Below are 21463 nucleotides of genomic sequence, written 5' to 3'. Positions count from 1 at the left end.
AAAACGGCCTGCATCCATGCAGGCCGCCCTTCGGGTCTTCGATTGCCTTCGCTAGTGCGAAGCGGCGCACAGCAACAGCAACAGCCACGGCCACGACCACGACCACGACCACGACCACGGCAACGGCAACGGCAACGGCAACGGCAACGGCGAGCTTGGCGCAGTTCCGAACTCGGGATGCAACTTTAGCCCCGCAGGGCGACCCACAAGAGGCGAGTCTCAACCGCCCCGCTCGTCCACCTCCACCTCCAACACCGCCGACGGATGACGCCGCCGCCACTCCGCCAGCGTCTGCGCGCAATGCGCCGGGATCAACCAGGCCCCCGGATGGGTATCGCGGAAGCGCGTCAGCCGCCGCAAGGTGTCGCGGTAGGCGCTCGCATCGTCCATCGCCAGCAGCCGCGTCAGCCACGGCAAGTCCCGACCAAGATCGAGTTGCTCACGGCGCCAGAACGCATCGGCAGCGAGGATCGCCCGCTCGCCGTCATGGGTACGCAGCGCCAAGCCGATCTGGCCGCGCGCATGCCCCGGCAAGGGCAACGCGAACAGGCTGCCGTCGCCGAACAGATCCCAGCCTTCTCCGCCGAGCGTCGCCAAGTCGCCGTCGAGCCCGCGCCGGCCGCGTTCGTCGAGCAACTGCAGGCGGGCGACGAAATCCGCCGGCAGCAGTTCCTTCCAGATCTGCGCATGCAGCAGGCCGAACCAGCCCGAGTCCTCGACTTGCCGCCAGGCATCGGCATGAGCGACGAAACGCGCCTGCGGGAACTGGCCGAGCCCGCCGATGTGATCGGGATGGAAATGACTCAGCACGACCATGCGCACTTCATCGCGAGCCAGCCCACGCCGCTGCAGCAAGGCCGCCGCGTCGGTATGCGGCGCCGAGCAGGCGTGAATGACGCGGCGATAAAGCCAACGCAGGCCGCGCCGCATCGCCAGGCGCGCCTGCGGGCCGTAGCCGCAGTCGAACAGGATCGTGCCCTGCAGCGGGTGCTCGATCAAGGCCCAGCCGGCCGGGAAGCTCATCGCCGCACCGGCGTCGAAACCGAGATGACGCGGGTCGGCGCAGCTGTGCCCGGACACGCCGAGCGTCAGCGTGACCTCGCCGCTCACCGTCGCACCTGCGCTCGCGCGAGTTCGCCGAGGGTTTTCGCCAGCGCGTCTTCCATCCTCACGCGCGGCCGATAGCCCAGCTCGCTGCGGGCGCGGCCGATGTCGAGGGTCATGTCGACACTGAGCAATTCGATGCCGTAACGCAGCAGCGGCGGCTCGCGATCGGGACTGAAGCGGCGATACCAGGCTTCCACGCCGCTTGCCACGGCAAGCGCCAACGACTTGGACATGCGCCGTCTGGGCCGCGGCAACGACAAAGCGTCGGCGAGCCGGTCGATGACGCCCCAGATCGCGACCGGTTCGCCGTTGCTGATGTTGTAGACGCGGCCGTTCAATCGCCAGGAGGCATCGATCGCCGACACGATCGCGTCGACGACGTTGTCGATGTACGTCAGATCCACCCGGCAGTCCTCATGGCCGATCCGGCGCAGTCGGCCGCTGCGCAGCGCCTGCGCCAAGCGCGGCAGGATCGCAGTGTCGCCAGGGCCGAAAATCGCCCGCGGCCGCAAGGCCAGCGCGGACACGCCGCCGGCCGCGCAGCGCTCGAACACCCGCCGCTCGGCGATCAGCTTGGTCGCGACGTAGTCGTTGACCGCCTGCGCCGGCAAGGGATGGTCTTCGCGGATGTCCAGATGCGGGCGGCCATCGTGATAGATGCCGGGCGTGGAGATATGCACGAGCCGCCGCACCTGGCGCGCGATGCAGGCGGCGACGACGTGATCGGTGGCGTCGATGTTGGCGGCGACGAAATCGGCGCGCCGTCCCCACGGGCTCGACAAGGCCGCCGAGTGCACGACGATGTCGGCGCCGCGCAAGGCGCGATGCACCGCGGCCTCGTCGGTCAGGTCGATGGCGACGAACTCGATGCCCTGCGCCTGCAGCGCGCGGCCGCGCGCGGGGTCGCGACCGAGGCCGACGACCTGGGTCCAGGGGCGCGTCGCGACCAGATGGCGGGCGAGCGCGCCGCCGACGAAACCGGTCGCGCCAGTGACCACGATGCGTTGCGTCGTCATGCGTCCCTGCCCATGCGAACTGTCCACGAGCGCTGCGATCGGGCTGCGCCGAGCTTCGTCGTCATAGCGTCGTCGTCATGGCATTCGGTCGTATCGTGGCTACGAATCCACCTCAGTATGGCCCCTGGGCCCGGTTCTCCGATAGAACCGACCGGCCCTGCCGAGCCGGCGACACCTGCGACGACACGGCCCTAGCCTAGCTACTGGCCATCCAGGCCCGGTATCGACGATCCTGCACACCGCAGCCACATGGACGGATCTCCGCCCATGCCCATCCGCCGCGAGCGCAACGATGACTTCAGCGCGAGCCTCCACACCGATGACCCCGTCCGCATGACTGCCGCCTCCATCGACACGACCGCCGCGACCTCGACCGAGGTGCCCTTGCCGCGACGCATCGCCATGGTCCTGGCGACCATGACCATCGCCACCGTGTTCTACCTCGCCATCAACACCTATCCGCTGCGCGAGCCGCGGCTGTTGCCGCTGACCTTCATCGACGAGTGGATCGGCTGGCAGGCCTGGACGATCTGGCCGTACTGGCTGCTGCTGTTCACCGGCCCGGCGCTGTTGCTGTCGATCCGCGAGCGCAGCCTGCTGCTCGCTACCCTGCGCGCGTACGCCATCGCGATGTCGCTCAACGCCGCGATCTGGCTGGCCTGGCCGACGCGGATGCTGCGCTCGGGCCTGCCCGAAGAGATGGACCCGTTCACCGCATTCGCCTGGCACTGCCTGTATGCGCTCGACGACGTCAACAACTGCTTCCCGTCCGGGCACATCACCATCCCGGCCGTGGTCGCGGTCGGCGCGGGCCTGCAATACCCGCGGGCACGACCGTGGATCTGGCTGACGCTGATCGCGCTCGCACCGAGCGTGATCAGCACCGGCCAGCATTACGCCTGGGACATCGCCGGCGGCCTCGTCACCGCGACCATCGGTCTCTTGCTGGCCGGCGTACCCTTGTGGCGTCCTGGCGCGGCCCCGCTGTTGCAGCCGCAGTAAACCTGCGGCCGCTGCATCTTTTCGCATTCACGAGGACACGACATGCCCGACCCCCAACCCAAGCCCAGCTTGATCTCGCGCGGCGCGGTCGGCTTCTGGTTCCTCGGCCTCGGAGTGCTCGGCCTGGTGCGCTCGCTGATGCGCGCTTACCGCAGCGGCGTGTTCGACGCCGACGCGATCACCCTGCTGTGGTTGATCGGCTCGATCCTGCTGACCCTGATGGGCGCGCTGCGCGTATGGCGGGCCTGGCGCGAAGGCAGCCTGCCGCGTGACTGAACCGGACCGGCTGATCCGGGCCGGCTGATTCGGCACGGCCGAGCGAGCATCGCTGCGCCCGCACGCCGAGCCCACAGCAACGCCCCCAAGCGAGGCTGCCGCCCATGAATCTCGCCACTCGCACTGCCGGCCACGCAAGGCCGGTGCAGCAGCGGCGGCGTTCATCCGGGCCGCCCTCGAGCCACCCCGCGGCTTTGCGAAAACGTTCCGACAGGCGCAAGCTGTAAGGCCTCGACGCGTCATCATCACGCGAACTTCTTACGCTTCCTCTATGTCCGCACGCACCGTTTCCGAATTCACCCTCGACCCCGTCGACAGCGAACGCCTGGCGAATCTGAGCGGGCCTTTCAACGGCCATCTGCGCATGATCGAACTGCGCCTGGGCGTCGAGATCGCCAACCGCGGCAACGTGTTCCGCATCGACGGCCCGGCCGCGGCGGTCGGCCAGACCGAACGCTTGTTGCGCAATCTGTGGAAGGACTCCGCCGCGGAAACCCTCGACGAAGCCGCAATTCACCTGGCCCTGACCGAAACCGGCGCCGACCAGGTCGTGGCCGACGACATCGAACCGCAGGAAGTCGCGATCCGGGTCAAGCGCGGCACCATCCGCGGCCGCGGCGCCAACCAGGCCAAATACCTGCACGCGATCGCCACTCACGACATCAACTTCGGCATCGGCCCGGCCGGCACCGGCAAGACCTTCCTCGCCGTCGCCAGCGCGGTCGAAGCGCTCAACGAGACGCGCGTGCAGCGTCTGATCCTGGTGCGGCCGGCGGTCGAGGCCGGCGAGAAGCTCGGCTTCCTGCCCGGCGATCTCACCCAGAAGGTCGACCCCTATCTGCGCCCGCTGTACGACGCGCTGTACGAAATGCTCGGCGTGGAGAAAGTGGTCAAGCTGCTCGAACGCAACGTGATCGAGATCGCGCCCTTGGCGTATATGCGTGGCCGCACGCTCAACGATGCCTATGTGATCCTCGACGAAGCCCAGAACACCACCATCGAACAGATGAAGATGTTCCTGACCCGCATCGGCTACGGCAGCACCGCGGTGGTCACCGGCGACCTGACCCAGATCGATCTGCCCAAGCACCAGAAGTCGGGCCTGCGCGACGCGCTCGACGTGTTGCGCAACGTCAACGGCATCAGCTTCACCTTCTTCGAGGCCAAGGACGTGGTCCGTCACCCGCTCGTCGCGCGCATCGTCAGCGCCTACGACGCGCGCGACGCCAAGGACGTGGAGACCGGGCCGGGCGTTTGACCCGGCGCGGCCCCGGCCGCGCCCACGCGATCGGAGGATCGCGCTATCGCAGGACCGCGCTTCGGCCTGCGCTATCGACCAGCCACCGCGAAGCGCAGGCTGCAAACCACGAACCGCCGAACAGTGAACCGCCGCAATGACCAAAGGTCCGATCCGTCTCGATGTCTCGATCAACTACGGCGTGCCGCGCAAGGGCCTGCCGGCGGCGAACAGCTTCCGTAAATGGGTCGCCGCGGCGCTGGAAGGCCGCATCCGCGAGGCCGACCTGGCGATCCGGGTGGTCGACAACAAGGAAGGCCGCTCGCTCAACCGCCATTACCGCGGCCGCGACTACGCCACCAACGTGCTGAGTTTCCCGGCCGACATGCCCGAGGGCCTGCCCGAAGGCGTGCGCCTGCCGCTGCTCGGCGACCTGGTGATCTGCGCGCCGGTCGTCGCACGCGAGGCCCGCGAACAGAAGAAAGCGCTCAACGATCACTACGCCCACTTGACCGTGCACGGCACCTTGCACCTGCTGGGTTGGGACCACGAGGACGAACGCGAAGCCGAGTGCATGGAACAACTCGAACGCGAGATCCTCGCCAGCCTCGGCATCGCCGACCCGTACATCGAAGACTGACGCTGCGAACTGCACGGCGCGGACGCGACGGTGCGAGTTCGGACTGAGGTTCCGCCAGTGTCGGCATAATCCCCAGGGCGCTGTCGGCCGATTCCGACACCGTGCCGGCGGCACTGCATCGCTGCAGGCAAACGCCGGGAAGCCCGTTCGGTATCGACTGATTCGCCCTGATGCGGGCCTGCCGGGCCCGATGGCGTCCTAGCTTCCTCACCGACGAATCCCCACTCCGGCGCGGGCGCATTTCCTATGCACCGTCCTCGCGCCTCGGCCCAGACTGCCCACATCGCAGGAAGGAGCCTGGTATGCGTCGGATGAAAGGAATCTCGTTGCTGGAAGTGGTGGCCGCCTTGGCCATCGTGTTCTTGTTGATCGGCGTGGCGATGCCGGCCTTGCTCAACGCGGTCGCGCGAGTGCGCATCGGCCACACCCGCATGGCCCTGGTCGACAGTTTCCTGGTCGCCAATCGCCTCGCGGTGGCGGCCGGCAGCGCGACCGTGATGTGCCCCGCACCGGCCCAGGGCGGTTGCAGCGGGCGCCCGGATTGGAGCCGCGGCTGGCTGGTGTTCGCCGATGTCGACGGCGACCGCAAATTCACCGCCCGCGACACCTTGATCCAACGCCGGCCGGCGCTCGGCGGCGACCTCCGCCTGCACAGCACCTTGGGCCGCACGCGCATCGTGTTCCAACCCGACGGCGACATCGCCGGCACCAACCTGACCTTCACCCTGTGCTCGGCGCAGGCCGATCCGGCCGGAACGGTCGTGCTGTCCAATGCCGGCCGCTTCCACCTGGGGCAGGCGTCCACCGCCCAGGTACGCAGTTGCCGGGATGGCTGAGCGGCCACGCCGGAGCCCGCGCAAAGCCCGCTTCGGCGCCGAACGGCGGCCATCTCGCGCGCATTCGCGGCGGTCGCCGCCCCTGTTGCAGGATTGCTACAAAGCGCGACCGGCAGCCCGCTACCAGGGGCCGAACGGCGCCTTGACCGCCCCATGCCGACCTTCCGGGTTAGACTTGCGGCACAGCCCTCCCCCCGAGGGCCACAGTTCAAGAGTCGAATGTCCGAGGACGACAGTAGTAGCACCCACGCGCCGGAAATCCCCGAGAAACGGCGTTCCTGGCTCGACCGCATCAGTTCCGCGCTGTCGGGCGAACCCAGCTCCCGCGAAGATCTGGTCGAGTTGCTGCGCGATGCGCAATCCGACGGTCTGATCGCCGCCGACACCCTGCACATGATGGAAGGCGCCATCGCGGTCTCCGACCTCACCGTCGGCGACGTGATGATCCCGCGCTCGCAGATGATCGCGCTGCCGGCCGAGGCGAAATTCCTCGACCTGATGAAGATGGTGGTCGAGTCCGGCCACTCGCGCTTTCCCGTGCACGGCGAAGACAAAGACGAGATCCTCGGCATCCTGCTGGCGAAAGACCTGTTGCGCGGCGTGGTCGCCGACAACGGCCCCGGCACGATCCACGAGTTGCTGCGTCCGGCGGTGTTGATTCCCGAATCCAAACGCCTGGACGTGCTGTTGCGCGAGTTCCGCCAATCGCGCAACCACATGGCCATCGTGATCGACGAACACGGCGGCGTCGCCGGCCTGTTGACCATCGAGGACGTGCTGGAGCAGATCGTCGGCGAGATCGACGACGAGCACGACGATGCCGAAGACCCGAACGCGCTGATCGCGGCCCAGGCCGACGGCCAGTACGTGGTCGACGCGCTGACCCCGATCGACGATTTCAACGAACGCTTCGGCGCCGATTTCGACGACGACGAGTACGACACCATCGGCGGCCTGGTCACCGCGGCGATCGGGCACCTGCCCGAGGCCGGCGAAGAACTCACCCTCGACCGTTTCGTGTTCCGCGTGGCCAGCGCCGATGCGCGGCGCGTGCATGCCTTCCACGTCGGCGTGCTCGGCAGCCTGTGACCGCCTGGGCGGCGCACGGCAAGCTCGTGCGCCCCGAAACGTGGCCCGCGAAGAGGCGGCCTGTCCGGGCCGCCATGGCCCCTTGAGCCACTACGTCCCCCGCACCACACCAGGCGGAATGGCCGGCCGGGGGCGTTGCAGCCATGCGGAGCCTGGCACCGATCCGCAGCCGCCGACCTGACTGCGGAGCGGCTCATCGGTTAGAGCTCCGGGCGAACCCTGTCGCCGTGGCTGTTTACAATGGCCGCTATTCGCCTCGCCGGACCCTGTCGCCTGTGACCTCCACTTTCCGATTCGTCCGGTCGTTCGCCCTCGCCAGCCTGCTCCTGCTCCACAGCATCGCCTTCGCCGCACCGACCGGCACGCTGGCGGCCGCGCCGCAGCCCGCCGACACCACCGCAACGACCACCGCCACGCCGCGTGTCGGCATGGTCACGATGCAGCCCGGCGAAGAGTTCTGGTCGCGTTTCGGCCATGACGCGTTGGTCGTCCTCGACCCCGCCAGCGGCCGGGCGATCTCGTACAACTTCGGCTACTTCGATCCGACCGAATCGGACTTCGTCCCACGCTTCATCCGCAACGACATGCGCTATCGCCTGTTGGCCCTGCCGTTCGACGACGACATGGCGCAGTACGCACAGGAAGGCCGCGGCGTGTCGGTGCAGTGGCTGAACCTCACCCCGAAGCAGGCGCGCGAGCTGGCCGAGGCGCTGCGCGTCAACGCCTTGCCCGAGAACGCCTACTACCGTTATCAGTACTTCGACGACAACTGCGCCACGCGCGTGCGCGACGCCATCGACAAAGTGCTCGGCGGCGAACTGCGCCGCCAGACCGAAGGCCGCTCGCACGGCAGCAGCTTCCGCAGCGAAGCGCTGCGCTTGTCGGCGCCGGAACCGTGGATGTGGCTGGTGCTCGACGTGATGATGGGCCCGGAAACCGACAAACCGGTGCCGGTGTGGGCCGAGTCGTACGTTCCGAGCCGGCTCGCGGCTGCGCTGCGCGAGGTCAAGAACCTGCAAGGCCAGCCCCTGGTCCAGGAAGAACGGCCGCTGCTGCCGCACAAAATCTCGCCCGAGCCCAAGGACCAGCCGCTGCCGTGGTGGCCCTGGGCCCTGGCCGGCCTGGCGATCGCCGCGGCGCTGGCCTGGATCGGCGAGCGCAGCCCGCGCGTACTCGCGGTCGCGGCGTTGCCGCTGTGGGCGGTGCTCGGCCTGGTCGGCGCGGTCCTGCTGTACGCCTGGGTCGACACCGGCCACAACTACATCTGGGCCAACCGCAACCTGTTGCTGTTCAACCCGCTCTGCCTGCTGCTGTGGTTCGGCGGCTGGCGCGCGCTGCGCGGCCGCGAGACCGGCCCGGTGTTCGTCTGGCTGACCGGCCTGGTCGCGTTGTGCGCGCTGGCGGCCTTGTTCCTGTACTGGCTGCCGGTGTATCCGCAACGCAACGCCCACTGGATCGCGCTGTGGCTGCCGATCCAGGTCGGGCTGTGGGCCGGGTTCCGTAAAGCCGCCCGATTGCGCCTGGCATGACGGCTTGCCGCAGCCGTCTTGCGCGGGCAGGATTCGGGCCATGAGCGATCCCACCCTGCCCCAATGCGTCATCAACTGCGCGACCTACAGCCGCGACGGCACCCGCCGCGACATCGGCCTGGACGCCATCAGCGACGTGCTGGCCGTCGACGACGGCAGCTTCGTCTGGGTCGGCCTGTACGAGCCCGACGAAGGCATCCTCGACAAACTGCAGGAAGAGTTCTGCCTGCACGACCTCGCCGTCGAGGACGCGCACAACGCCCATCAGCGGCCGAAGATCGAGTCCTACGGCAACTCGCTGTTCATCGCCATTCACACCGCGCAGAAGATCGACAACCGCATCCGCTTCGGCGAGACGCACATGTTCGTCGGCCCGCGTTATCTGGTGACCGTGCGCCACGGCGCTTCGATCAGCTATAAGAGCGCGCGCGCCCGCATCGAACGCGAGCCCGACTTGCTGGAACACGGCCCCGGTGCGGCGCTGTACGCGGTGTTCGACAGCGTCGTCGACAACTTCATGCCGATCGTCGAAGGCTTCACCCAGGAGCTCAACGAGCTCGAGAAGGACATCTTCGCCGAGGATTTCCGCAAGGAAACCGTGCAGGAGCTGTACGACCTCAAGCGCGAACTGACCCGCCTGCGCATGGCAGTGTCGCCCTTGCAGGACATCCTCGGCCAGCTCGCGCGTTCGCGCGGCGGCCTGGTCGACGAAGAGATCCAGTTGTACTTCCGCGACGTGCTCGACCACGCCGTGCGCATCAACGAAACCACCGACACCTTGCGCGAAATGCTGACCGCCGCGGTCAGCGTCAACCTGTCGCTGGTGACCGTGCGCCAGGGCGAAGTGGTCAAGCGCCTCGGCGCCTGGGCCGCCCTGCTCGCCGCCCCGACCCTGATCGCGAGCTGGTACGGCATGAACTTCGTGCACATGCCCGAGCTGCCGGGGCAATGGAGCTACGCGGTATTGATCGGCTCGGTGATCGCGATCTGCCTGGTGCTGTATATCGGCTTCAAACGCGCGAAGTGGTTGTAGGGGCGTCAAGAGCAAATCCCCCCTGCCCCCCTTTCCAAAGGGGGGAACAGCAAAGGCGGCAGCAGCATCGACTAAGCAGCGACAATGGCGCCGACACCGACACCGACAAAGTCGATGCTGCCTTGACCAGATCACCGCGTCGGCCATCGACAACTCGCCCCCTTTGACAAAGGGGGCCGGCGCCTGCGGCGCTCGGAGGTCCGACCGGACCGGCGGCGCCGGGGGATTTGCTCTACCGCACCACCACCGCACCGAGATCACTCGCCGCGCAGCCACTTCCCCAAGCGCCAGAATCCGCATTCCCAGTCGCCCGAACCGCGGCCCTAAGACCAAAGTATCAGCCGCTATTGCGGCACTGCGCATTGACCCGCGCCGACCCAGGGGCGACGCTGCCTGAGTTCAATCTGGGAGGGTCGTCATGAAAGGTGGTCTCGGCAAACTGGGCTGGGCGGCCCTCGCAGTCCTCGGGGCGTTCTGCCTCGGCACCATCGCGCTGCGGCGCGGCGAACACATCAATGCGTTGTGGATCGTGGTCGCGGCGGTATCGATCTATCTGGTCGCCTACCGCTACTACTCCCTGTTCATCGCCGAGAAGGTGATGCGGCTCGACCCGACCCGGGCCACGCCCGCGATCATCAACAACGACGGCCTCGACTACGTCCCGACCAACAAGCACGTGTTGTTCGGCCACCATTTCGCCGCCATCGCCGGCGCCGGTCCGCTGGTCGGCCCGGTACTCGCCGCGCAGATGGGCTACCTGCCCGGATTGCTGTGGCTGATCGTCGGCGTCGTGCTGGCCGGCGCGGTGCAGGACTTCATGGTCCTGTTCGTGTCCAGCCGCCGCAACGGCCGCTCGCTCGGCGACCTGGTGCGCGAGGAGATGGGCCGCATCCCCGGCACCATCGCCCTGTTCGGCGCCTTCCTGATCATGATCATCATCCTCGCGGTGCTGGCGATGATCGTGGTCAAGGCGCTCGCGGAAAGCCCCTGGGGCATGTTCACGGTCATGGCGACCCTGCCCATCGCGGTGATGATGGGCGTGTACATGCGCTACATCCGTCCGGGCAAGATCGGCGAAATCTCGGTGGTCGGCCTGATCCTGCTGCTCGCGGCGATCTGGTACGGCGGCAAGGTCGCCGCCGATCCGGTGTGGGGCCCGGCCTTCACCTTCACCGGCACCCAGATCACCTGGATGCTGATCGGCTACGGCTTCGTTGCTGCGGTGCTGCCGGTGTGGCTGGTGCTGGCGCCGCGCGACTACCTGTCCACCTTCCTCAAGATCGGCACCATCATCGCGCTGGCGATCGGCATCGTCATCGTGATGCCCGACCTGCGCATGCCGGCGCTGACCCAGTTCACCGACGGCACCGGCCCGGTCTGGAAAGGCGGCCTGTTCCCGTTCCTGTTCATCACCATCGCCTGCGGCGCGGTATCGGGCTTCCATGCGCTGATCTCCTCGGGCACCACGCCCAAGCTGCTCGCCAATGAATCGCATATGCGCTACATCGGCTACGGCGGCATGCTGATGGAATCCTTCGTCGCGATCATGGCCCTGGTCGCGGCTTCGGTGATCGAACCGGGCGTGTACTTCGCCATGAACAGCCCCGCGGCCCTGGTCGGCAGCGACGTGCACGCGGTGTCGGCGACGATCTCGAGCTGGGGTTTCTCGGTCACCCCGGAGATGTTGCAGACCACGGCCAAGGACATCGGCGAAAACACCATCCTCGCCCGTGCCGGCGGCGCGCCGACGCTCGCGGTAGGCATCGCCCAGATCCTCCACAACGTGTTGCCGGGCGAGAACACGATGGCGTTCTGGTATCACTTCGCGATCCTGTTCGAGGCCTTGTTCATCCTTACCGCGGTCGATGCCGGCACCCGTGCCGGACGGTTCATGCTGCAGGACCTGCTCGGCAGCTTCGTGCCGGCGCTGCGCCGCACCGAGGCCTGGGGCCCGAACCTGCTCGCCACCGGCGGCTGCGTCGCCTTGTGGGGCTACTTCCTCTACCAAGGCGTGGTCGATCCGCTCGGCGGCATCAACACCTTGTGGCCGCTGTTCGGCATCGCCAACCAGATGCTCGCCGGCATCGCGCTGATGCTGTGCACGGTGGCCTTGTTCAAGATGAAGCGCGACCGCTATGCCTGGGTGACCATCGTGCCGACGATCTGGCTGCTGATCTGCACCAGTGCGGCCGGCCTGATCAAGATCTTCGACGACAACCCCGCGGTCGGTTTCCTCGCCCAGGCGCACAAATACCAGGCCGCGATCGCCAAGGGCGAAGTGGTCGCCCCGGCGAAGAGCATCGAGCAGATGCAGCAGATCATGCTCAACAGCTACGTCAACACGGTGTTGACCGGCTTGTTCCTGTTCGTGGTGTTCAGCGTGCTGGTGTACTCGCTGCGCGCGATCGCCAAGGCGCGCGCGAACCCAGAGCGCAGCGACCGCGAATCCCCGTACGTGGCCTTGAAGCCGCACGAAATGGCGAACGTGTGATGGGCACCGCGCTCGTTCCCGCCAGCCAGTACCAGCTCTACAAGCGCACCTGGCATCGCTTGGTGCAGACCGCGCGGCTGTGCTGCGGGGTGCCTGACTACGACAATTACGTCCGTCACCTGATGGAGAAGCATCCCGAGCGGCCGATCCCGGACTACGCGACCTTCTTCCGCGAGCGCCAGCAGGCGCGTTACGGGGGCGGTCGCTTCGGTTGTTGTTGATCGGGTTCCGCGAGAACGAGAGGCCGCCTTCGGGCGGTCTATTCTTTGGGGTATTCCGGCCTCGGCGTCTTCCACTCGGTGCGGGCCCTTCCCCTGCAGGAGCGACGTCCTACTGGATTTCCTTCGGTCATCAGTCGTGACCACGGGACGCGCAAAGGCGACAACGCCGACACCGCTCAGCGAAGCGGCACACTTTCGCGGGGGTAGGAGCGGCGCAAGCCGCGACAACGCCCCTGCGGTCTTGCGGCGCATCGCTCAAGCAAGATCCAGATCAAGATCAAACGCCAAAAGCTTCCGCCACTAAAGCGGCGGGTTACTTTCTTTTTTTCATACGGGACGTCCCTGTCCCGATGAAAAACGGCGCGCATCCCTGCGCGCCGCCCTCCGGGTCTTCTATTGCCTTCGCTAGTGCGCGGCGACGCACAGCCACAGCCACAGCCACAGCAAAATCTTCACGACAACGACAACGACAACGGTGGCGGTTGCCGGCGTTGCGGCTGGCCCTCGCCTCAAGCCGGCGCCGCACCCGCCAGCGAACGCAGGGTGATGCCGACGATATAGGCCAGGCCGGTGCCGGTCGCGTAGCCCAAGGTGCCCAACAGAGCGCCCACCGGTGCCAGCGAGGGATGGAAGGCCGAGGCGACGACCGGTGCCGAGGCCGGGCCGCCGATGTTGCTTTGCGAGCCGATCGCGAAATAGAAGAACGGCACGCGCAACAGGCGCCCAACCGTCCACAGCAGCACGATGTGGATCGAGATCCAGATCAGGCCCAGCGCGAACAACCAGGGCCGGTCGAGCAGCGCCAGAATGTCCATCTGCAGGCCGATGCAGGCGATCAGGAAATACAGCAGCAGGCTGCCGATCTTCGAGGCGCCCGCGCCTTCCAGCGTGCGCGCGCGGGTGAAACTCAGCGCCAGGCCGGCGAAGGTGGAAATCGCCACGACCCAGAAGAAGGGCTCGTGCAGGCTGACCGTCTTGGCCCAGGACACGTTGGCCGCGAACCAGCCCGACAGCGGCGTCGCGATGGCGTGCGCGAGCCCGACCACGCCGAAGGCGATGCCGATGATCATCGCCAGGTCGCTGAGGCTGGCGACGCGTTGGTGCTGGGCCTGGAACTGTTCGATGCGCTGCTTGAGCTCCTCGATGCCGCGGGTGTCGGCGCCGCTGCGCGCATCGATGGCCTGGGCGCGGCTGGCCAGGAAGATCAGCACCGCCATCCAGACATAGCCGACGCCGACGTCGACCACCGCGAACTGGCCGAAGGTGGTCGCGTCGACCTGGAAGATCTCCTTCATCGCCAGCATGTTGGCGCCGCCGCCGATCCAACTGCCGGCCAGCGCGGCCATGCCGCCCCAGGTATCGCCGGCCACGGTTTCCGGATGCACCGCGCGCATCAGCAGGAAAGCCGCGATCGCGCCGATCATCACGCTGAGCGACGAGACTGCGTACATCACCAACAACTTCGGCCCGAGCTTCAACACGCCCTTGAGGTCGATGGTCAAGGTCAGCAGCACCAACGCCGCCGGCAGCAGCACGCGGCTGGCGACCGGGTTGTAGAGCTTGGTATTCGCGCCGTCGACCAGGCCGATGGTGTTGTAGATCCCGGGAATGAAGTAACACAGCAGCAGGGCCGGCACGTAGGTGTAGAACTTCTTCCACAGCCCGGTCTCGCGCGAGGACGTCCAGAACACCAGCCCGAGCGTCGCCGCAATCAGGCCGAGGACGACGATGTCGTTGCTGATGAGCGCCGTGCGGGCGGTTTCTGGCATGCCGGTGTTCCCCAGGGATGAGCGAGCGGTAAAGCGTCCTCGCTTTTACTTCGGATGCGGGGTTGGAGCAAGGGCCGTCGGTGCCGAATGGCAGCGGGCTTGCTCGTAGAGAGGGAGCGCGGTCGTCACCTCCCATCTGGAAGAACCGCCATTCAGGAGAACGACGCAGCGCTGCGATAAAGAAGCCCGGGCGGCGAATCGGCGGGGCGGGATTCGCCTTGGGTGTCGGAACGGCAAATCCCCCCTGCCTCCCCTTTTTCAAAGGGGGGAACAGCTAAGGCAAAGTTGCTGTTGCTGCTGGGCTGCTGTTGCTGTTGCTGTTGCTGTTGCGGTTGCCGTTGTCGGGGCTGCGACCACTGCCATTGCTACGACCGCGACCACATCATCGCCAAGCCCCGAGTTGCAGGCGACGATAACGTCGCCCCCTTTGACAAAGGGGGCTGCGCGTTACGTTGTTCGATGTCGATTCGGCAATCGGCGCGCGGGGGATTTGCTTCGCTCTGAGAGCGAGGAGCAAATCCCCCCGCCCCTTTTTCCCAAAGGGGCACTGATGCCTAGACATTCGGAGCGGCGTTTACTCGCCGATGTGCTGCTTCAGCCAGCCGTTGACGGTGTCGTGCCACTGCACGCTGTTCTGCGGCTTGAGCACCCAGTGGTTTTCGTTCGGGAAGTACAGGAACTTCGACTCGATGCCCTGGCGCTGCAGCGCGGTGAACACACCGATGCCCTGCTCGACCGGGATGCGGTAGTCGAGCTGGCCGTGGATCACCAGCATCGGCACCTTCCAGTCCTTGACGTGGTTGACCGGGTTGAACTTCTCGTAGTTCTTCGGTACGTCGTACGGCGTGCCGCCCTGCTCCCACTCGGTGAACCACAGCTCTTCGGTCGCGTAACCCATCATGCGCTGGTCGAACACGCCGTCGTGGCTGACCAGGCACTTCCACGGCTGCTGCCAGTTGCCGGCGATCCAGTTGACCATGAAGCCGCCGTACGAGGCGCCGAGCGCGCAAGCCTTGTCGCCGTTGAGGAAGCCGTATTTCTTTTGCGCCGCCGCCCAACCCTTCTGCAGGTCTTCGAGCGGGCGGTCGCCCCAATGCTCGCTGATCGCATCGGTGAAGGCCTGGCCGTAACCGGTGGAACCATGGAAATCGATCATCACCACCGCATAGCCCTGGCCTGCATAGGTCTGCGGGTTCCAGCGATAGCTCCAACCGTCGCCGAAGCTGCCCTGCGGGCCGCCGTGGATCAGGAACGCGACCGGATACTTCTGGCCCTCCTGGTAGTTCCACGGCTTGACTACATAGCCGTGCACGGTGTCGCCGTTCCAGCCCTTGAAGTCGAACTGCTCGTACTCGCCGAAACGCACGCCCGGCAGGCGTTGGCTGGCGCTTGGGGTGATCGCGCGCTCGGGTGCGCCGTCGAGACCGCCGACGAAGATCTGGTCACCGCTCTTGAGGCTGTTGCGGGTGAAGGCGAAGGTCTTGCCGGCCAGCTGCGGCGAGCCGAGGCTGCCGTCGCCGATCAAACGGGTCGGCTTGCCGCTGGCGATGTCGACGCCGAACAGGGGCAACTGGCCGACGTCCTGGGCCAGGGTATAGATCGTCTTGCCGTCGGCCGACAGCACGATGTTCTCGGCCGAACGGTCCCAGTCCGGCGCGATCTCGCGCGCCTTGCCGCTGGCCAGGTCGAGCGCGAACAGGCCGAAGCGGTCGGCCTCGAAACCCGGGCGCTTCATCGCACGGTAATAGAGCGTCTTGCCGTCGGCGGCGAACACCGCGCCCGTGTCCCAGGCGGGGTTGGACGCGGTCAGGTTCTTGGCCGCGCCGCTGCCGTCGGCGGCGACGAGGTAAAGATCGAAATTGGTCGACCACGGTTCCTTGGCGTCGGCCTTGCGCGCGCTGAACACCAGCGACCGACCGTCGGGCGACCAGGTGTATTCGCTGCTGTCGCCGAACGGACGCGAGGGCACGTCGCCGATCACGTCGGCGCCGACCAGCTTGGCGGTGGCGACGGTCTTGCCGGCGGCCGGCAGCTCGGTCACGAACAGACGGTTGAGGCGGCCATCGTTCCAGGCGTCCCAGTGGCGGATGAACATGCGGTCGAAGACCATGCCGCTGGCCTTGTTCTTCTCGGCCGCGTCGAGCTTCTTCTTGGTGCAGGCCAGGTCGGCCGCGCACTCGGCATAGGTTTCGGCGTTGAACGCCACGCGCTTGCCGTCGGGCGAGATCTGGTAACCGCCGACGTCGCCGTCGAACGCGGTCAGCTGCTTGGGCGCGCCCCGGCCGGCCCAGTCGATCGAATACAGCTGGTTGCTGCCGCTCTTGGCGCTGAGGAAATACACCAGCTTGCCGTCCGGCGAAAACGACGGCGAGTTGACGTTCCAGCCTTCCGGGGTCAGCCGCTTCGGCGGCGCCGCATCGCGCGCGAACAGGTCTTCGATCCACAACGAGGTCGAGGACTTGTTGGCGGCGAAGTCGACGCTGCGCTGGGCGAACACCAACAGACGGCCGTCGGCCGACAAGGTCGGCGAGGACACGCGGTCCATCGTCGCCAGATCGCGGACTTCCAGGCCGCGCGGCAGCGGCGGCGTGAGCGAGAAAGCCGGCGCGGATGCGCAGGCCAGCAGCAGGGCCATCGGCAGGAGTGCGTGGCGTGGCGTCATGGCGAAACCTCTTGCGTTATCGGATCGGCCGATCGAGCGGATGCGCAGCGATCGGCGAGGGATTGAAGACGAACGGCCCGGCTGAGCGCCGGGCCGTCGAATCGGATCAAGCTTGCGGCACCGGCGCGTTGCGGCTGCTGCGGTAGAACAGCCACACCACCACCGCCAGCACCAGCAGGCCGATGCCGGCGCCGAAGTGGAAGCGTTCCGGCAGGGCCAGCACGTCGGCGCGCTTGCTGATCACGATCGGGAACGCGATGGCGATGCCCATCAGCGCTTCGCCGGTGATCAGGCCGGCGGCGAACAAGGTGCCGGGACGGTGCACGCGGTCGACCTCGGCTTCGTCGCTGTTCGCGGTCAGGCCGCGGCGACGGCCGACGATGTGCGAGAGCAGGCCGCCGAGGAAGATCGGCACCATCAGTTCCAGCGGCAGGTAGATGCCGATCGCCGCGGCCAACACCGGCACGCGGAACTTCGCCTTGCGCGACTTCAGCCATTCGTCGAAGGCGATGATGAGCGCGCCGATGGCGGCACCGATGCCGATCATCGTCCACGGCAGTTCGCCGCCGAACATGCCCTTGGCGACCGAAGCCATCAAGGTCGCCTGCGGCGCGGCGAGCGAGTTGGGATGCTCCGCGGTCGGCGCGCCGATACCGTAGGCGGCGGCGAGCAGGTTCAGCACCGGCGCCATGATCAGCGCGCACGAGAACGTGCCGATGCCGAGCATCAACTGCTGTTTCCACGGAGTCGCGCCGACGATGTAGCCGGCCTTGAGGTCCTGCAGGTTGTCGCCGCCGACCGCCGCGGCGCAGCACACCACCGCGCCGATCATGATCGCGGCGACGGCGCCGATCGGCGAGTCGCGGCCGAGCATCAGCACCAGCACCGCCGAAGCGAACAGGATGGTCGAGATGGTGATGCCCGACACCGGGTTGTTGGACGAGCCGATCAGGCCGGCCAGGTAGGCCGATACCGATACGAACAAAAAGCCGGCGACGATCATGATGATGGTCATCGGCACGCTGACGAACCAGTTGCCGACGATGGCCTGGTACAACAGCAACAGCGGCATCACGAACGCGACCAGGGCGATCAGCATCCACTTCATCGGCAGGTCGCGATCGGTCTCGGCGACCACGCCGCCGCTGCCCTTGCGCGCCGCGGCCAGGCCGCTCTTGACGCCCGACATCAGCGACTTGCGCAGCGAGAACAAAGTCCAGACGCCGCCGATCAGCATGGTGCCGACGCCGAGGTAACGCACCTTGGCCGACCAGATGGCGCGGCCGATCTGCTCGGCGCTGCCGTCGGCGATGCGCGCGGCCAGTTCCGGGTCGGAGCCGAGGAAGAACATGTGGTAGATCGGAATCGCGAACTGCCACGACAGGATGCTGCCGGACACCACCACGATGCCGACGTTGAGGCCGACGATGTAGCCCACGCCGAGCAGCGCCGGCGACAGGTTGGTGCCCATGAAGCCCAGGTACTTGCCCATCCAGCCGGAGACGATGGCGTTGTCCGGGATCAGGCGCATGCCGCTCTCGGCGGCGACCTTGACCAGCGCGCCGATGCCGCCGGCCAGGGCGAGAATCTTCAGGCCCGGGCCCGGGTTCTCGCCGGCCTTGAGCACTTCGGCCGCGGCCTTGCCTTCCGGGAACGGCAGCGGGTCTTCGACGATCATCGAGCGGCGCAGCGGCACCGAGAACAGCACGCCGAGCAGGCCGCCGAGGCCGGCGATCGCCAGCACCCAGGAATAACGGAAGTCCTGCCAGTAACCCAGGATCACCAGCGCCGGGATCGTGAAGATCACGCCGGCGGCGATCGAGGAACCGGCCGAGGCGCCGGTCTGGACGATGTTGTTCTCCAGGATCGTGCCGCCGCCGAGCAGGCGCAGCACGCCCATCGAGATGACGGCGGCCGGGATCGCGGTGGCGATGGTCAGGCCGGCGAACAGGCCCAGGTAGGCATTGGCTGCTGCCAGGATCACCGCCAGGAAGACGGATAGCAGGACGGCTCGGAAGGTTAATTGGGGCGTAGCGGACGAGGCCATCGGCGTCTCCATCGCGGGTGATCGTTCAAGTGCGGCAGCGTATGTGCGGAGCCGGCCGGCAAGGACCGGGCGCCACGCAATCCGCCGATGATCGCATCCGCCGCCGGCCCCTGTAAAAGTGCAGTGCGGCAAAAAGCGGGATTGGGCAAAAAGCCGCGACCGAGGGCGGCGAGGGCGGAATTCCCCGGGTTTCTGCGGGAAAGGGGTTGGATGGTCGGGACAAGGACTCGCTGGTGGCCGCGAACAGGAGCGAGCGGCCCTCACCCCAGCCCTCTCAGCCTTGCACTGCCTGCGGTCGCCGCAAGCGGGAGAGGGAGCGCAAGCAGGAGCGTGAGAGCAACCGTTACGTGGGCGAGTGCAGGGACTCGAAACAGACCGCATCGAAGGCTGTCCCTTCTCCCGTTCACGGGAGAAGGTGACCCGCAGGGCTGGATGAGGGCAGCGGCCCCATCGAATCTCTTTCCCGCGCCGCCTCCCCTTCACGCCCCGCCCTGGGGCCTCGACCGCCTGCCCCGCCCTATACTCCCGCCTCCCGGCCCGCTCCTGGTCCGAAGGGAATCCGCTCGTGCCCGCAAGCAGTATTTCGAACCCGGCGCCGGTCGCACCGCGCAACGACGACTTCCTCGGCCATCCCAAGGGCCTGTACGTCTGCTTTTTCACCGAAATGTGGGAGCGCTTCTCGTTTTACGGAATGAAGGCGCTGCTGTTGCTGTATCTGCTGAAGTACCACCTGTTCGGCGACGACGCCGGCTACGACCTGATCGGCGCCTACGGCGGGCTGGTGTACGCGGTGCCGGTGATCGGCGGCCTGCTCGCCGACCGCTACCTCGGCATGCGCAAGGCGGTCGTGCTCGGCGGCGTGTTGCTGGTGCTCGGCCACCTGGGCATGGCCTACGAGGGCCACGCCGCCAAGATGGTGAACGGCGTGGCGGTGCGCGACGAGACCGCGTTGCAGGTGTTCTATTTGTCGCTCGCGCTGATCATCAGCGGCGTCGGCTTTCTCAAACCGAACATCTCGACCATCGTCGGCAAACTCTACGAGCAGAACGACCCGCGCCGAGACTCCGGCTTTACCCTGTTCTATGCCGGCATCAACGTCGGCGCGCTGTTCTCGGCCCTGATCTGCGCCTTCCTCGGCGAGACCTATGGCTGGAAGTACGGCTTCGGCGCCGCCGGCGTCGGCATGGTCGCCGGGCTGTTGATGTTCCTGTGGGGCCAGCGCTATCTGCGCGGTCATGCCGAACCCGGCGACCCGTCGCGCCTGCGCGAGCGCGTCGGCCCGTTCTCGCGCGAAGTGTGGATCTATCTCGGCACCGCCCTGGGCGTGCTGGTGATGTGGGGCACGATCCAGGTCGCCTCGAAGATCACCCTGAGCCTCGGCAGCCTCAGCTTCACCGCGGCGCTGGCGATCATGCTGGCGACCCTGCTGGTGTTCCTGGTCTGGTTCTTCGGCTTCATCGCGCGCCAGTGCAGCGCGGTCGAGCGCCAACAGATGCTGGCCCTGGTGGTGCTGATCTTCGCGGTGCTGATCTTCTTCACCCTGTACGAGCAGACCTACGGCTCCTGGGTGACCTTCAACGACCGCCTGATGACCAAGGACATGTTCGGCCTCGCCGTCGGCGGGTACGCACCGACCCTGCCCTGGTCGGCGTTCTCGATGGCGCTCAGCCCGCCGCTGATGGTCGCGGCGCTGATGGCCAGCGACCGTGGCCGCGACGGACTGGCCAAGCTCCTGGTCGGCCTGCTCGCGCTCGGCCTGGCGCTGGCGACCGCACACGACGTGGTGCTGGTGCCGCAGACCGCCGGCTCGCTGACCTATCTCGGCGCCTTCTTCATCGTGGTGCTGGCGCCGCTGTTCTCGTGGCTGTGGCCGTGGCTGGCGCGGCGCGGGCGCAACCCCAGCAAGCCGGTGACGATGTCGCTCGGTCTGATCTTCGCCGGCCTGTCATTCCTACCGTTGATGGCCGCGGCGAAAGTGTCGGGCAGCGGCGAGATGGCCAGCGTGTGGTATCTGGTCGCCGCGTATTTCATCCTCGAAGTCGGCGAGATGTGCCTGTCGCCGATCGGCCTGTCGGCAGTGACCCAGCTCTCGGTGGCGCGCGTGGTCGGGCTGATGATGGGCGCGTTCTGGTTGGCCACCGCGTTCTCGGAAGTGCTGGCCGCGCAGTTCGCCAAGATCGCCTCGGTCGAGATCCCGGAAGGCGGCGCGATCGACATGGCCTCGGCTTCGGCCAACTACGCCGAACTGTTCTCGATGCTGATGTGGCTCGGCATCGGCTCGGGCGTGCTGTTCCTGCTGCTGTCGCCGCTGTTGCGGCGCTGGATGCACGGGGTGAAGTGAGGCGGGCAGGAGCTGGGTAACGAGGAGTGAGGTTTTAGGAGTGAGGTTTTAGGAGTGAGAAGGGAGGAGTGAGAAGCGAGTTGCAACGCTTACTCGTTACTACCTGCTGGTGACTGGCGCGAAAAGCGAGCAGGACAGCGGCGACGGCCCTTGCTCACTCCTCACTT

Annotated in this window: 16 protein-coding genes; 11 read left to right on the top strand and 5 right to left on the bottom strand. The window is 67.0% G+C overall.

Annotated elements, in window-relative coordinates; all coding sequences use genetic code 11:
- Positions 1 to 219: 219 nt before the first annotated feature.
- Both EX88_RS0121410 and EX88_RS0121405 read right to left on the bottom strand, forming a co-directional pair.
- Complete coding sequence (locus EX88_RS0121410) at positions 220 to 1110, bottom strand: MBL fold metallo-hydrolase (RefSeq protein WP_031374022.1); 891 nt, start codon at positions 1108 to 1110, stop codon at positions 220 to 222.
- Positions 1107 to 2123: an NAD-dependent epimerase/dehydratase family protein gene (locus tag EX88_RS0121405; RefSeq protein ID WP_031374021.1), complete on the bottom strand. Its 1017-nt coding sequence runs from the start codon at positions 2121 to 2123 to the stop codon at positions 1107 to 1109. Before EX88_RS0121405 ends, EX88_RS0121410 begins: the two co-directional genes overlap by 4 nt.
- Before the next feature lie 333 nt (positions 2124 to 2456).
- On the opposite strand from EX88_RS0121405, the gene EX88_RS0121400 reads away from it, so the two are divergent.
- The 10 genes from EX88_RS0121400 (at position 2457) to EX88_RS0121350 (ending at position 12477) form a co-directional block, all read left to right on the top strand.
- Positions 2457 to 3125, top strand: a complete 669-nt coding sequence (locus EX88_RS0121400) for a phosphatase PAP2 family protein (RefSeq protein ID WP_161786161.1) — start codon at positions 2457 to 2459, stop codon at positions 3123 to 3125.
- A 42-nt stretch (positions 3126 to 3167) separates the two neighbouring features.
- Positions 3168 to 3401 (top strand): hypothetical protein, encoded by a 234-nt coding sequence (locus EX88_RS0121395; protein WP_031374019.1) that lies wholly within the window; start codon positions 3168 to 3170, stop codon positions 3399 to 3401.
- Between the two features lie 271 nt (positions 3402 to 3672).
- Entirely contained in the window at positions 3673 to 4659 is a 987-nt protein-coding gene (locus tag EX88_RS0121390) for a PhoH family protein (protein WP_031374018.1), read from the top strand.
- 136 nt (positions 4660 to 4795) lie between these two features.
- Complete coding sequence (gene ybeY / locus EX88_RS0121385; RefSeq protein WP_031374017.1) at positions 4796 to 5278, top strand: rRNA maturation RNase YbeY; 483 nt, start codon at positions 4796 to 4798, stop codon at positions 5276 to 5278.
- Between the two features lie 302 nt (positions 5279 to 5580).
- Complete coding sequence (locus EX88_RS24870; RefSeq protein ID WP_161786160.1) at positions 5581 to 6114, top strand: GspH/FimT family pseudopilin; 534 nt, start codon at positions 5581 to 5583, stop codon at positions 6112 to 6114.
- 219 nt (positions 6115 to 6333) lie between these two features.
- On the top strand, positions 6334 to 7203 hold the full coding sequence (locus tag EX88_RS0121370) for an HlyC/CorC family transporter (protein WP_031374015.1): 870 nt from the start codon (positions 6334 to 6336) through the stop codon (positions 7201 to 7203).
- A gap of 275 nt (positions 7204 to 7478) precedes the next feature.
- Positions 7479 to 8732 (top strand): DUF4105 domain-containing protein, encoded by a 1254-nt coding sequence (locus tag EX88_RS0121365; protein WP_223621239.1) that lies wholly within the window; start codon positions 7479 to 7481, stop codon positions 8730 to 8732.
- Positions 8733 to 8772: 40 nt separating this feature from the next.
- Positions 8773 to 9765, top strand: a complete 993-nt coding sequence (gene corA / locus EX88_RS0121360) for a magnesium/cobalt transporter CorA (protein ID WP_031374013.1) — start codon at positions 8773 to 8775, stop codon at positions 9763 to 9765.
- 418 nt (positions 9766 to 10183) lie between these two features.
- Positions 10184 to 12256: a carbon starvation CstA family protein gene (locus tag EX88_RS0121355; RefSeq protein ID WP_031374012.1), complete on the top strand. Its 2073-nt coding sequence runs from the start codon at positions 10184 to 10186 to the stop codon at positions 12254 to 12256.
- Positions 12256 to 12477, top strand: a complete 222-nt coding sequence (locus tag EX88_RS0121350) for a YbdD/YjiX family protein (protein ID WP_031374011.1) — start codon at positions 12256 to 12258, stop codon at positions 12475 to 12477. The genes EX88_RS0121355 and EX88_RS0121350 overlap by 1 nt, the downstream gene beginning before the upstream one ends.
- Before the next feature lie 509 nt (positions 12478 to 12986).
- Here the strand turns inward: EX88_RS0121350 and EX88_RS0121345 are convergent.
- The 3 genes from EX88_RS0121345 to EX88_RS0121335 all read right to left on the bottom strand — a co-directional run bounded on the left by EX88_RS0121345 (position 12987) and on the right by EX88_RS0121335 (position 18955).
- Complete coding sequence (locus EX88_RS0121345) at positions 12987 to 14246, bottom strand: DUF819 domain-containing protein (protein ID WP_031374010.1); 1260 nt, start codon at positions 14244 to 14246, stop codon at positions 12987 to 12989.
- 574 nt (positions 14247 to 14820) lie between these two features.
- Entirely contained in the window at positions 14821 to 16908 is a 2088-nt protein-coding gene (locus EX88_RS0121340; protein WP_031374009.1) for an alpha/beta hydrolase family protein, read from the bottom strand.
- A 106-nt stretch (positions 16909 to 17014) separates the two neighbouring features.
- Positions 17015 to 18955, bottom strand: a complete 1941-nt coding sequence (locus tag EX88_RS0121335) for an OPT family oligopeptide transporter (protein ID WP_031374008.1) — start codon at positions 18953 to 18955, stop codon at positions 17015 to 17017.
- A 565-nt stretch (positions 18956 to 19520) separates the two neighbouring features.
- Between EX88_RS0121335 and EX88_RS0121330 the strand changes: the two genes are divergently transcribed.
- On the top strand, positions 19521 to 21296 hold the full coding sequence (locus EX88_RS0121330) for a peptide MFS transporter (protein ID WP_051885398.1): 1776 nt from the start codon (positions 19521 to 19523) through the stop codon (positions 21294 to 21296).
- The last annotated feature ends 167 nt before the right edge of the window (positions 21297 to 21463 follow it).

It is taken from the genome of Lysobacter antibioticus, from assembly GCF_000731095.1.
Lineage (GTDB): Bacteria > Pseudomonadota > Gammaproteobacteria > Xanthomonadales > Xanthomonadaceae > Lysobacter > Lysobacter antibioticus_B.
The sequence above is the reverse complement of the archived record's forward strand: the minus strand, read 5'-3'. Positions and strand labels throughout refer to the sequence as shown.